Below are 12,406 nucleotides of genomic sequence, written 5' to 3' on the forward strand. Positions count from 1 at the left end.
AGAGAATTCAACGTGATTATTCCAGCATTAGATGTATTACAAAATCAAATCGTACGTTTATACCAAGGTAAGTACGACACAGCGCAGTTTTATCCCTTTGAACTTGGTGCACGATTACAAGAGTATGCACAAAGCGGCGCAGGTAAATTGCACTTGGTTGATTTAGAAGGTGCCCGCGATCCAAGCAAAAAGCAATGGCAACACATTCAAGCGGCCACCAAAGCACTTAATGTACCCTATCAAGTCGGTGGCGGTATTCGTACTGAGCAAGACGTAAGCGACTGGCTTAAAGCCGGTGCTAACCAAGTAGTAATTGGCTCTATGGCGGTTGAAAAACGCGATGAAGTAAAAAGCTGGATTGAAAAATTCGGTGCCAAGCACTTTGTAATCGCCCTAGATGTTAATAAAACCACAAGCGGCTGGGCCCCTGCTACCCACGGTTGGTTAAGTGAGTCTGAGTTTGGCTTATTTGAATTAGTCGATTTTTATGTGGCATTGGGCGTGATTGATTTTCTATGTACGGACATCAGTAAAGATGGCACCATGACCGGCCCCTCTTTCGCTCTGTACCAAGATTTAGCGAATCATAATGGCGACATTAAAGTGCAAGCATCTGGTGGCGTAAGCTCACTTGATGACATTAAAAAGCTTAAAGAGCTGGGCGTTGGCGGCGTTATTTTAGGTAAGTCACTGCTTGATGGCGCATTTAATGTTGAGGAGGCGTTAGCATGTTATCAAAACGTATAATCCCATGCTTAGATGTCAAAGACGGCCAAGTAGTGAAAGGCGTAAAATTTAAAGGTCACGAAATCGTTGGTGATATTTTAACGCTTGCGCAAGCTTACAGTGAAGCTGGCGCAGACGAATTGGTTTTTTATGAAATTAGCGCAAGCGTTGAAAAACGCCTACTCGATGTAAATTGGGTTGAGAGCATTGCCCGTCATATTGATATTCCATTTTGTGTTGCCGGTGGAATTAAATCAGTTGCTGATGCAGCGCGCGTACTTGAGCGTGGTGCGGATAAAATCAGTATTAACAGCCCTGCGATTGCGCGTCCTGAGCTTATTAAAGAGCTACATGATGAGTTTGGTAAGCAATGTGTAGTGGTCGGTATTGATAGCTTTTATGATGAAACAACTGGTGAATACCTAGTTTATCAGCTTACTGGCGATCCGAATGCATCAAGCCGCACCCGTTATAAAACCGAAGAGTGGGTAAAGCGAGTGCAAGACTTAGGTGCAGGAGAAATCGTACTCAACTGCATGAACCAAGATGGTGTGCGTAATGGTTACGATAACCAACAGCTATCTAAAATGCGTGCTTTGTGTGATATTCCCCTTATTGCCTCAGGTGGTGCTGGCACCATGCAAGATTTTGTCGATGTTTTTAAACAAAGCCACGTTGATGGTGCACTCGCAGCCAGCGTATTTCATAAAAATGTGATCAACATTGGCGAATTAAAACAATATTTAACCGATAACCAAGTGGCGGCGCGACTATGCAACTAACCAAACAAAACCTGACCCAAGTTGATTTTGCAAAAAGCGAATTGATCCCAGCTATCGTGCAAGATGCCCGAACCGGCGTTATTTTAATGCAAGGTTTTATGAACCAAGAATCACTTGAAGTCACCTTCGAAAAGCAAAAAGTGACCTTTTACTCCCGTTCAAAAAATCGTTTATGGACCAAAGGTGAAACCTCTGAGAATTACTTAGAAGTGGTGTCAGTACATACAGATTGTGACTATGACTCAATTTTAGTGCTTGCCAATCCACTTGGGCCAACGTGTCACTTGGGCACACAAAGTTGCTTTGGTGATGCTGCAAAACCTGCCTTAAGCTTCTTAGCCCAACTTGAACAGGTGATTATTGAACGTAAAAACGACGATCCAGAACAAAGCTACACTGCTTCTTTGTTTGCGAAAGACTTAAGCCGTAGCTGTCAAAAAGTCGGTGAAGAAGGTGTTGAGGTTGCCCTAGCTGCGATGAAACACGATAACGAAGAGTTGACTAATGAATCTGCTGATTTGCTATATCACCTAATCGTGTTACTACAGCGCCAAGGCTTAGAATTAAAAGACGTGGTTGCGTGTCTGCAAGGTCGTCATAAATAATATTTTGCGCGGCCCTGGTGCCGCGCTAAGTATTTTTTAGCTACTAAATTGTAGCTCAAGCTTTATCATCTAATGCTGCAAGTACATCACGGGTAAAATCATGTTCACTAAACCCTTGTTGGCCAGCAAGATCGTAACCTCGCCTAACTATGATCAATTGTTTACTCGGAATAATAACCAAATATTGACCACGATTACCCCGTGCAGCAATGGTGTCATTAGGTAACTGCGGAAAACGCTCATTATAAAGCCACCACTGTGCCCCATAACCGGGCGATTTAAGTGGTGGTTGTGCCATCGCTGGTGTACTTATGTAAGTTAGCCAATTACTTGTAAGCGTCTAGCAAAGTGCACCTGCCAGTAACTCGTCAAACCGATTAAACTATTTCTGAATTTCAATTAGGAGATAGCCATGAGAAAAATGCGTAGCCTTGAGCAGTGGCGCAACATTATCGAAGAACAACAAGCCAGCGATTTAACTATTACTGAGTTTTGCCAGCAACATGTTTTATCAAAAACAAGCTTTTATGCGGCACGAAGTAAGCTTACTGCTGCATCTGGTAGTTTTGTTCGCGCAAAAGTCACTAAACACGTTGATCCCACTGAACAGCAACAGCCGATCATTCTTGCTATCGGTAACGTGAAAGTCAGCTTGCCATCCACAATGCCTGCCACTTATCTGAGTCAACTGTTACGCGAGCTTGCCTAATGAAAATGTTCGTTGAACCCGATCATATTTACCTCTATCGCGATGCCGTGGATTTTCGAAAATCCATTGATGGTCTGGTCGCAATCGTTGAGGGTGAGCTTGAACGTGATGCCTATACTGGCGCTTTATTTTTATTTTGCAACAAAGCGAAGGATAAACTCAAGCTGGTTTACTGGGATAAAACGGGGTTTGCTTTGTGGTACAAGCGATTAGGTGCGACAAGAAGTCGCTTTGTTTACTGTTGAACTTTGATTCAACCCTTCGTATTGCCGAAGGTTTCCTATTTCGATATGCGTCACTAGCAATGGTGGGGTGTGAAGCTCGAAAGACAATGTAGCCTTAAGTTCAATAGTGATGTTGAACAAACTGCAAGCATCATGCGGTTGGGCCCTAGGAATTAATGGTATGTGTAATTAACTGAACAGTTGTAACTGTCGTCATTGTAAACAAGCTAAAGATGCTGACAAGCTTGAACCAAAAGGTGTGGTGGACAAGTTAACATGCTCTAGTCTCATGTTACGCAATTTAATGTGCCCCCGGCGGATTGACTGACACTAACCCATTATGTGAATAAAGCGGAACTTGGTAAGCCCGTATGCTCCCTCGTTGAGGTAGTTTCTTCGTAAGAATGAATGACGGGCATGCGGGTAAAGGACGATGGAGAAAGCGAATGCCTTGCTGTAATGGCAAAGATAGATGTATTGAACGTGACATCATGCGAAAGCATAGCCCACTTCCATCGAGTGGTTAATCACAAGAAATTTGTAATAAGATTTTAGCTTAGGAATGCAAATGAATTGCTCTTATGAACAATGTGCACCTATAAACGAAGCGCAATGCTGGTCTAACATCGATTGGAAGGCTGCAAAGCGCTACGTAGGATCATTGCAAGCGCGTATTGTGAAAGCAGTAAAGCAAGGGAGAAAAGGGAAAGTTAAAAGCCTGCAATGGTTATTGACTCATTCCTTTTATGCGAAAGCCCTTGCGGTTAAACAAGTAACGGAGAACAAAGGGCGTAAAACGTCTGGTGTTGATGGCGAAACATGGCAAAGTGCTACTAAAAAATGGCGAGCAATCTCATCGCTCAAACGCTCTGGATACAAGGCAAGTCCATTAAGGCGAGTCTTTATTCCAAAGTCGAATGGGCAGAAAAGACCTCTCGGTATCCCCACAATGCTGGATCGTGGGATGCAAGCACTATATTTGCTAGCCGTTGAGCCAGAAGTGGAGACAAACAGTGACGGCAATTCTTTTGGTTTTCGAAAACAAAGGTCTTGTGCTGATGCGATCGAACAATGCTTCAAAGTATTGTGTCGCAAACGTGCGGGAGAATGGGTGCTTGATGCGGACATTAAAGGTTGCTTCGATAATATCAGCCATGAGTGGATGCTAAAGCACTTAAACATCGACAAACCAATCCTTTCACAGTGGCTGAATGCTGGCTTTATGGAGTCTGGTAAGGTATATCCAACACTTGCAGGAACACCGCAAGGAGGAATAATCTCGCCGACGTTAATGAATATGGTATTGAATCAACTGCAAGGAACAATTGAAGAAGCTTCTGGTGTTAAAAGAGGTAAGCACCGTGAAATTCGTTCTAATGTTAAGAGAGTCTCTGTAATCAGATATGCCGATGATTTTGTTGTAACGGCTCATTCTCAAGCGTTTTTGGTAGATACAATATTGCCTTGTATTAATGAATTTATGTCCCAACGTGGTTTGGCATTATCGCCAGAAAAAACGCACGTTAGGCATATATCAGAGGGTTTTGATTTTCTTGGTCAAAATCTCAGAAAGTATAATGGCAAATTATTGGTCAAACCCAGTAGCAAAAGCGTTCTACATCTGATGAATAAGTTGAGACTTACGATCACCAAATATCGCTCTAGTCGACAAGACAGGCTAATCTTTCAGCTTAATCCAATATTAAGAGGTTGGTGCAATTATCACCGACACAGTGTCGCAAAGGAAGTATTTTGCAAGATTGACTCTGATATATGGTTGCTACTCTGGAAATGGGCATGTCGTAGACATCCTAGAAAAGGAAAATACTGGATTAGGGCTAGATACTTCCACTCTGTTGGGCCGCGTAATTGGACATTCTGCACCGGTGATAAACAAATAGGCTTATTTCGGTTAGCAGCAATGCCGATTGTGCGACATCCAAAGATCAATTCCGATGCAAACCCTTACGATCCGACACATGAAACTTACTTTGAATCTCGGCTTGATGTGTTAGTAAATTCTCGCAACAAAGAACGTCTGCATAGATTATTATCACGTCAAAATGGTGAGTGTTTGTATTGCAAAGAAAAAATAACGGCTAAAACTGGTTGGAATATTCACCGCCTAGTACCTTTATACTTAGGTGGTGATAATAAAGCGAGTAATACCGTGGTTGTTCATCCTTATTGCCATAACAGCATTCATAGGAGTCAAAATACTGCTGCGCCATCCTACATGGCGTTATAACGACTTGAGCGGTATGCGGGGAAACTCGCACGTACCGTTCTTAGAGGGCTGGGCTCGAGTAATCGGGTCTGGCTACTCGACAAAAGCAAACGTTCAAATGGCCAACCAAAGCCAGTCTGCAAGAATTTGAGCTCAGTCCAGAGCAACTGGATTGGTTGTTGTCGGGATATGATGTGCTTGGTCATGAAGAGTTGCGGTATAAATCGATGATCTAATCGATCATATTGGCAGTAAATGATCGTTGCCACACCGTCTGTTTTATCTTTGCGTCAAGCAAGAAAACACCGTCAAATTCTGTTAAATTGCGAACATGAAAATTGATGCACACTCACTTCCTGACGACCCAGAACAACTCAAGCGCATGTTGCTTGAGTTGCAACAGCATATGGATGAAAAGTTAGCTGAAAAAGACGCGCAAATTCACGAATTGCTACAAGCTTATAACGCGAAATTAGCCAAAGAGTACGCCAAAAAATCTGAAAAGATGCCGGGTGCAGGCGAAGTATTCAATGAAGCAGAAGATATTCTCGATGAACATGATAAAGCGCTATTGGCCACATCGGCCTCAGTAAAGAAAGAAAAAGCCAAACCGAAACGCCGGCCACTGCCAGCGCAGTTGCCGCGAATTGAGGTGGTTGTTGACCTCGAAGAGGATGACAAAATGTGTGATTGCTGTCAAAGCCCCCTTCACAAAATGGGTGAAAGCAGCAGTGAAGCACTCGAGTTTGTGCCAGCGCATATCAAAGTCATCAAAACCATTCGCCCTAAATATACGTGCCGTCACTGTGAGCGTGAAGGCATTGAAAGTGTGGTAAAAACCGCCCTCATGCCCGCAACAGCCATTCCCAAAAGCATCGCAACGCCCAGCTTGCTGAGCCAAATAATCATGTGTAAATACCAGTTTGGCTTACCACTTTATCGCCAAGAAACCATGTTAGGCGATATTGGTATTGAGTTGAGCAGACAAACCATGTCGAGCTGGATGTTGCGCTGCGCAGACCTGTTGTCCCCTCTGTATCAACGCTTAAAAGACGTGTTGCTATCTCAACCGGTTATTCACGGCGATGAAACCCCGTTAAACGTCATTAATGCAGATAAAGCAACCAGCTATATGTGGCTGTATTGTTGCGGCGATGATAAACCAGGTAAAGGCACTAATATTGTCCTGTTTGATTACCATAACAGTCGCGCAGGCCAATGTGCGGTTGATTTCCTTGATAGTTACGAAGGCTACATGCACGTTGACGGCTACAAGGCTTACGAGCAAACGAAGGCAACACTGGTTGCATGTCTAGCGCATATACGCCGTAAATTCATCAAGGCTAAAGGCAATAATAAAAAAACCGTTAAAGCGGATGTAGCACTTAACCTTATTCGCAAGCTCTACGGTATTGAGCAAGCCATCAAAGATAAATCGCATGATGAAAAATTCAAGATAAGGCAGAGAAAAGCCAAACCAATCGTTGATGAATTGTATCAATGGTTACTCAAGCATAAAGATAAAATCCCACCTAAAATGGCGCTAGGTGAAGCAATTACCTATGCGATAAATCAGTTTGAGAAATTTCGGCGCTACCTTGATGATGGCAGGCTCAGTATTGACAATAACCGTGCAGAGCGAGCTATAAAACCGTTCGTAATAGGGCGAAAAAACTGGTTGTTCTCAAATACCTGCAATGGTGCACATGCCAGCGCCATACTTTATAGTCTTGTTGAAACCGCAAAGGCCAATGACCTTGTAGTGCATGACTATATCTCTACTTGCTTACAGCGCATTGCTGAGCAGCCAGATAACCTTGAGCCACTGCTACCTTGGAACATTAAGCAAAGCTAGGTGTCGTTAGCTAGACGCTTACACTATAACTGCAATCTTGCAGTTATATTTATGCGTGTAATGTAGGCTTAATAGTGATAAATGCTCGCTTAATGCAAGATGTGCAAGTGATAATCGATAAAGAGATAAGTTTTAGCCCAAAAGAGTAAGCTTAGTAGCGCAGTCTTATTTACTCAACAAGGTGGCTATCTAGTTTATTAGGGTGTTATTTACTCAATAAGATGGCTGTCTAGTTTATTAAGGTGGCCTAGTTTATTAAGGTGGCTGTCTAGTTTATTATCTGAAAATAGACTGGATAAAGGTAATCCAGTCTTATAATTTATAGAGTCGTTAAAGCTAGTAACTTGCAACCCACTCTTTGATTTTATTGAAAATTGTTAAATCTATTTTTGTTCCGAAATTTTGGTTGGCACTACCATAGGCATGAATACCTCTTACATTATTACCTGAATCCATAATACCACTACCACTTTGTCCGCCATACGTGTCTAACGAATAGTATATATGGCTAGTATCGGAAGTCGTTCTGCCTGACATTCCCCACATTTGCCCAAACGGTTTATCGCTTGGGTAACCTGTTACTGTATACGTACCATTACCAGCGTATATCCCATAACCATTCCAACCATTGTGAGGGGCTGATTTAAGGATAATCATTCCATAATCTAAACTTGGGTCACTATCGTAAAACCAACCTGGAGTTGTAAGCACTCTAGTATAGCTCTGTGTACCAAATGGTTTTGAGTATCCATTCTGCCCAGCGCTAAAGGTTAAGTTGTTTATCCATGTTCCGTTTCCTGGTGCTATACAGTGGCCTGCTGTTAAAACGTGCTTTGGACCAACCAATACACCAGTACACCCAGAACTAATTCTACCAATATTTCTATAAGGGCTGACTGTCGTATATTGGACTCTAGTTCGCCCATCAGAACCATGTACATTAGAAGGCGTGATTTCATTTTCCTCTACTGGGCTGCCTGGCATATAGCCCACTAAAGCAGATAGCTCTTGTTCAGTTAAAGCTGAAGTACGCACTTTATCTAACGCAGATTTAAAAATACGTAAATCTTCGTCTGTCGCTAAGTTGATATATTGGCTGCCATCAGGAGTAGTTGATATTGTACTTAAAGCTTCACGTTTAACATTAGTTTTTTCTATATTACTTGATGATTCCGTATATGGAGTAATAGCGAACTGGTCAACAAAGATTGCTTTTTCTTTCATTAATACATCTGCTGCAAATGAGCTTGATGTAGATAATAATAATGCGAGGTAAACCGTTTTATATTTCATTGGTAATCCTTTTTATTAAGCGACAATTACGGTGGCCGGTCTAGCGACAATTATCTTGGCCGGTTGATCTGATAAGGTTCGGTACAGCAGAACGGAGGAGTTCACTGTGCCGGGAACACGAATCACTGATCAGCAGGTCACTATTTATATGAAACATAGAAAACGTAATAGCCAAGTTATCGCGGCTGCGAAAGCAGGTATTTCAGAACGTTCAGCAAGGCGCATTGATAAACTGGATGAGCAGCCATTGTCTAATAAACGCCAATGGCGAACGCGTATAGATCCACTTGAGTCTATCTGGGACAGTATTGTTGTCCCTCTACTTCAAGGTGATGCAACGTTAACTCCGGTGGGAATTTTTGATCACCTTTGCGAGTTTCACACCGACAAATTTAACCCTAGCTCACGGCGTACATTAGAGCGTCGAATTCATAAATGGCGGGCACTGTATGGCTCAAGTAAAGAGGTCGTATTCCTGCAAACACACGAGTATGGCCTATTAGGTATGTGTGATTTTACACATGTGAAGTCACCCGTTACCATTGCTAGTGAACCCTTAAAGCATATGTTGTTTCATTATCGTATGCCCGCCAGTGGCTGGGCTTACGCCCAAGTGATCTACGGCGGTGAAAGCTTTGCTGCTTTTTCTGATGGCGTGCAAAACGCATTTAAAGCAGCCGGCGGTGTGCCTAAAGAAGTGCGTACAGACAGTCTGAGTGCCGCCTATCGTAATCACACTAATGATAACGATTTTACAGAGCGCTTTAATGAATTAGTCACCCATTATGGCTTTAAAGCGACCCGCAATAACCGCGGTATTGCGCATGAAAATGGGGCTATTGAGAGCCCTCATGGGCATCTTAAATCGCAACTGGAGCAAGCATTAAAAATCCGTGGTAGTTATGACTTTCAGACAAGAGAAGTCTATGAATCGTTTGTTGCCGACATTGTAGCTCGCCGTAATCGCCGTGTAAGTGATAAATACGCAGTAGAGCAGCGACAATTACATGCTTTACCACGGACGATGAGCGTCAATTACACCGAGCATTATCTAACGGTGTCACGTACGAGTACTATTTCATTGAAACGTGTTACCTATAGCGTCCCGTCACGCCTTATTGGTAGCCGATTACTGGTTCGTTTATATGACAACCGTTTAGAGCTGCACTATGGCAGCGATTTAGTTCAAACGTTAGCGCGTGTCTATGCTTCTAAAGGATGCCGTGCACGTAATATTAGTTACTTGCATGTTATTGACGCACTGGTTAAAAAACCATTGGCATTTCGCTACTCACAACTACGTGACGACTTACTTCCAAGCGACAATTACAAAGCTATTTGGGAATACGTTAATGCCCACCTTTTAGCGGATGAAGCGAGCTATTACATGGTAAAACTGCTCCATTTAGCAAAACAAAGTGGGTGCGAACGTCAATTAGGACGATTTGTAGCAGCGTCAATTACTCAGCGACAATTACCGGCCATCCGAGAATGTGAAGCGCAATTTTTAGTGATTGCATCAAACATACCCACAATAACAATAAAGCAACACAGCTTGAGCGCTTATAGCAGCATGATACCGGGAGGTCTACATGGATAACTTCACGGCCTCGTTACCTTTAATGCTGAAACAATTAAAGCTTAGCACCATGCTTCAACAGTGGAATACCCTGGGCAAAAAAGCGATAGAAGAACAATGGAGCCCACAGCAATACTTATCTGAGCTGTGCCATATTGAACTTGCGACACGCGATGATAAACGCCTTCAGCGGCTTTTAAAAGATGCAAAATTGCCCGTGGGTAAACACCTTAGCAGCTTCGACTTTACCCTTGTTGATGGGGTTAGTAAGCCCCTTGTTGCTGATTTAATAAATCAGCCGGATTGGTTGAAGCACGGTGGCAATATATTGCTATTTGGCGCCAGTGGTCTTGGTAAAACGCATATCGCCAGTAGTATCGGTTATGGCCTTATCGAGCAGGGCCATAAAGTTAAGTTTGTTGCCGCGTCAGCGATTGTTCAACAACTCCAGCAAGCAAAGCGACATTTACGCTTGCAAGACGAACTTGTAAAGCTCGATAAATACAGCTTATTAATCGTTGATGACGTTGGTTACGTACGAAAAACGGAACAGGAAACGAGCGTGCTGTTTGAATTGATAGCCCATCGCTATGAGCGACACAGCATGATCATCACATCAAACAAATCATTCGAACAATGGGATGAACTATTTGATGATTCAACGATGACTGTAGCGGCAATAGATCGCTTGGTTCATCATGCAACGATTATTCATTGCGAAGGTGAAAGTTACCGACGCAAAACAGCGCTCAATAAGAGCAAATAAAATTCGGTGTCAACCGGCCAAGATAATTGACGCGGAACCGGCCAAGTTAATTGACGCTAGATACCTTTTTGTGTTTTATATTTTATATATATCCTTTCGGTATTGTATGAAAGTGTTGAGTAACATAAATCGTACCGACTTTTAAAACATATCATTGATATTAAAAATGTTCAATTGCTTATTTTACGATCTCTTGTTTTAATTTTTTGTTGCTGGATAGTTCCTTTTATGTATACTTTAGGTTGATTAATTTAAAAGGAGTTTTAATGAAATTTAATAAAAAATTTTTATTTCCACTTTTTCTTGTGGGAATTTATGCCGTTCCATCTCAAGCTGCTGTATCTGCCTTTAGTCGTTCTAATTGCTATGTTCCCATTGCTGAAGTTGGTTGGGAAAGCCTTACTTGGGGCTGGCCTCAATCCTCTAGAGCAACTAGTTCATGGCATTTAAGATTTGGTGAAAATCGAGATAGTGCTCATAATTTAATTGCAGGAGATAACTGGGAAGTTCAATGGCACTCCATTGCATCTGATAGTCATGGTGCTTTAGGCTTAACCGGAAAATACGAAGTCAGAGGCAAGCATTGGTGGGGTAAATCACCAGGTCAGTACCACTACAAGAATTCTTACGCGATTGATTGCAATTTAAGTGAATTTTAAAAGGAAAAATAGTAAATGAATACTTCAATAAGAAATATTGTTTTTAGTGGCTTATTTATTAGTAGTGGACTCACTTTTGCTGAACCACCAATTATTGTAGATGAGAATAACCCTTTCCTAAATGAAAAGAGCCAGAAATCAATAAATGAACCCAATGGTGTTTCCATATACTCATTTTCAAAAGAGGAAATGAGTATAGCTAATAAAAATGAAAGTAAGTCTTATTTGAATGCTATCGAGAGTACGAATAACTTTGGTTATGTTGAAGTCGACTCTTCAGAAATTAGGGATTTTAACAAATTAATTGCTGAATATATTCAGCATGATTCTGACTTTAAAATTTCTAAAATGAGAAGCCTGCTTTTAAAACAAGCTTTATCGGATAGAGCAACTTTATCAGCTATAGTTCCAAATAAAATATCAAATGTTAACTCATTCAAAAAGGCAGACTTAACCTCGATCATTACTAGTGAAAAGAGTTTGGTTTTAGAGTCCTCTAGTGGTAACTTTATTAAAGGTAAGGGTTGGGACTCTCTGACTCGAATTGTAAAAAATCCAGAGTTTGGTATTTTGATTATTGATGAATGGGATTTTTCAGATGAAAGTAGTGGCGTGATAATGGACAGAGATGCTATTAATATTCATATCAATGGTAATCCTGGTATCATTATTGTAAAGCAAGATGAACATGGTAACGCAGAAACCTCTTTATCATGGGTAACTGATAGTAAATCATATTCCATTTTATTAAATAAAAATGTTTATCAAGAAGGGTTGATAAATTCTTTGGTTCTATTAGCTGAAAAATTTCCATCAGGGAACGCGAGTTATTAATATCTAAAATAGATCATGGCTTTAAGCATGCTCATCACATTACTGGGACAAAGAGTGCTTGAAGTTTGGTCACCATGTTCAAAGAATAGGGTCAGCAAAGAATAGCATCAAAGAATCGGGTCAGGTCTTTCTTCTTGCCTTTTTGTT

At 41.6% G+C, this 12,406-nt stretch carries 13 protein-coding genes; 11 read left to right on the forward strand and 2 right to left on the reverse strand.

Translation table 11 applies throughout. The features are described from left to right. Positions 1–12: 12 nt before the first annotated feature. The 3 genes from ACT3S9_RS17605 to hisIE are packed head-to-tail and all read left to right on the forward strand — an operon-like array spanning position 13 to position 2,113. Entirely contained in the window at positions 13–747 is a 735-nt protein-coding gene (locus ACT3S9_RS17605; protein WP_392344816.1) for a 1-(5-phosphoribosyl)-5-[(5-phosphoribosylamino)methylideneamino] imidazole-4-carboxamide isomerase, read from the forward strand. Beyond that, positions 729–1,508 (forward strand): imidazole glycerol phosphate synthase subunit HisF, encoded by a 780-nt coding sequence (gene hisF / locus ACT3S9_RS17610; protein WP_064664967.1) that lies wholly within the window; start codon positions 729–731, stop codon positions 1,506–1,508. The genes ACT3S9_RS17605 and hisF overlap by 19 nt, the downstream gene beginning before the upstream one ends. Beyond that, positions 1,499–2,113 carry a bifunctional phosphoribosyl-AMP cyclohydrolase/phosphoribosyl-ATP diphosphatase HisIE gene (gene hisIE, locus ACT3S9_RS17615; protein WP_192542085.1) on the forward strand — a complete coding sequence of 205 codons (615 nt, stop codon included), beginning with the start codon at positions 1,499–1,501 and terminating at the stop codon, positions 2,111–2,113. Before hisF ends, hisIE begins: the two co-directional genes overlap by 10 nt. A gap of 55 nt (positions 2,114–2,168) precedes the next feature. Here hisIE and ACT3S9_RS17620 read toward each other — a convergent pair whose 3' ends face one another. Further along, positions 2,169–2,411 carry a hypothetical protein gene (locus tag ACT3S9_RS17620; protein ID WP_225736651.1) on the reverse strand — a complete coding sequence of 81 codons (243 nt, stop codon included), beginning with the start codon at positions 2,409–2,411 and terminating at the stop codon, positions 2,169–2,171. A 114-nt stretch (positions 2,412–2,525) separates the two neighbouring features. Here ACT3S9_RS17620 and tnpA point away from each other — a divergent pair, with 114 nt between their 5' ends. The 4 genes from tnpA to tnpC all read left to right on the forward strand — a co-directional run bounded on the left by tnpA (position 2,526) and on the right by tnpC (position 7,128). Further along, positions 2,526–2,822 carry an IS66 family insertion sequence element accessory protein TnpA gene (tnpA, locus tag ACT3S9_RS17625; RefSeq protein WP_441835490.1) on the forward strand — a complete coding sequence of 99 codons (297 nt, stop codon included), beginning with the start codon at positions 2,526–2,528 and terminating at the stop codon, positions 2,820–2,822. Then, positions 2,822–3,067: an IS66 family insertion sequence element accessory protein TnpB gene (gene tnpB / locus ACT3S9_RS17630; RefSeq protein WP_441835489.1), complete on the forward strand. Its 246-nt coding sequence runs from the start codon at positions 2,822–2,824 to the stop codon at positions 3,065–3,067. The genes tnpA and tnpB overlap by 1 nt, the downstream gene beginning before the upstream one ends. Positions 3,068–3,614: 547 nt before the next feature. After that, positions 3,615–5,294 (forward strand): group II intron reverse transcriptase/maturase, encoded by a 1,680-nt coding sequence (gene ltrA, locus ACT3S9_RS17635; RefSeq protein WP_193051351.1) that lies wholly within the window; start codon positions 3,615–3,617, stop codon positions 5,292–5,294. 310 nt (positions 5,295–5,604) lie between these two features. Next, positions 5,605–7,128: an IS66 family transposase gene (gene tnpC, locus ACT3S9_RS17640; RefSeq protein WP_441836641.1), complete on the forward strand. Its 1,524-nt coding sequence runs from the start codon at positions 5,605–5,607 to the stop codon at positions 7,126–7,128. A 336-nt stretch (positions 7,129–7,464) separates the two neighbouring features. Here the strand turns inward: tnpC and ACT3S9_RS17645 are convergent, their stop codons facing one another. Next, on the reverse strand, positions 7,465–8,421 hold the full coding sequence (locus ACT3S9_RS17645; RefSeq protein WP_192543134.1) for a trypsin-like serine peptidase: 957 nt from the start codon (positions 8,419–8,421) through the stop codon (positions 7,465–7,467). Positions 8,422–8,527: 106 nt separating this feature from the next. On the opposite strand from ACT3S9_RS17645, the gene istA reads away from it, so the two are divergent. The 4 genes from istA (at position 8,528) to ACT3S9_RS17665 (ending at position 12,259) form a co-directional block, all read left to right on the forward strand. Beyond that, a complete protein-coding gene (istA, locus tag ACT3S9_RS17650; RefSeq protein ID WP_443490040.1) occupies positions 8,528–10,021 on the forward strand; it encodes an IS21 family transposase in 1,494 nt (497 codons plus the stop codon). Continuing rightward, complete coding sequence (gene istB, locus ACT3S9_RS17655) at positions 10,014–10,766, forward strand: IS21-like element helper ATPase IstB (RefSeq protein ID WP_208835222.1); 753 nt, start codon at positions 10,014–10,016, stop codon at positions 10,764–10,766. Before istA ends, istB begins: the two co-directional genes overlap by 8 nt. A 266-nt stretch (positions 10,767–11,032) precedes the next feature. After that, positions 11,033–11,425 (forward strand): hypothetical protein, encoded by a 393-nt coding sequence (locus ACT3S9_RS17660; protein WP_192543133.1) that lies wholly within the window; start codon positions 11,033–11,035, stop codon positions 11,423–11,425. A gap of 15 nt (positions 11,426–11,440) precedes the next feature. Beyond that, positions 11,441–12,259, forward strand: coding sequence for a hypothetical protein (locus tag ACT3S9_RS17665; protein WP_192543132.1), 819 nt, complete (start codon positions 11,441–11,443; stop codon positions 12,257–12,259). The last annotated feature ends 147 nt before the right edge of the window (positions 12,260–12,406 follow it).

Source organism: Pseudoalteromonas sp. AOP31-A2-14, assembly GCF_052378035.1.
Lineage (GTDB): Bacteria > Pseudomonadota > Gammaproteobacteria > Enterobacterales > Alteromonadaceae > Pseudoalteromonas.

Coding starts and splice junctions, on each gene's coding strand:
- tnpC (WP_441836641.1), top strand. CDS start 5,605: ATGAAAATTGATGCACACTCACTTCCTGACGACCCAGAACAACTCAAG.
- hisF (WP_064664967.1), top strand. CDS start 729: ATGTTATCAAAACGTATAATCCCATGCTTAGATGTCAAAGACGGCCAA.
- ACT3S9_RS17620 (WP_225736651.1), bottom strand. CDS start 2,411: ATGGCACAACCACCACTTAAATCGCCCGGTTATGGGGCACAGTGGTGG.
- ltrA (WP_193051351.1), top strand. CDS start 3,615: ATGAATTGCTCTTATGAACAATGTGCACCTATAAACGAAGCGCAATGC.
- tnpB (WP_441835489.1), top strand. CDS start 2,822: ATGAAAATGTTCGTTGAACCCGATCATATTTACCTCTATCGCGATGCC.
- istB (WP_208835222.1), top strand. CDS start 10,014: ATGGATAACTTCACGGCCTCGTTACCTTTAATGCTGAAACAATTAAAG.
- ACT3S9_RS17665 (WP_192543132.1), top strand. CDS start 11,441: ATGAATACTTCAATAAGAAATATTGTTTTTAGTGGCTTATTTATTAGT.
- ACT3S9_RS17645 (WP_192543134.1), bottom strand. CDS start 8,421: ATGAAATATAAAACGGTTTACCTCGCATTATTATTATCTACATCAAGC.
- tnpA (WP_441835490.1), top strand. CDS start 2,526: ATGAGAAAAATGCGTAGCCTTGAGCAGTGGCGCAACATTATCGAAGAA.
- hisIE (WP_192542085.1), top strand. CDS start 1,499: ATGCAACTAACCAAACAAAACCTGACCCAAGTTGATTTTGCAAAAAGC.
- ACT3S9_RS17660 (WP_192543133.1), top strand. CDS start 11,033: ATGAAATTTAATAAAAAATTTTTATTTCCACTTTTTCTTGTGGGAATT.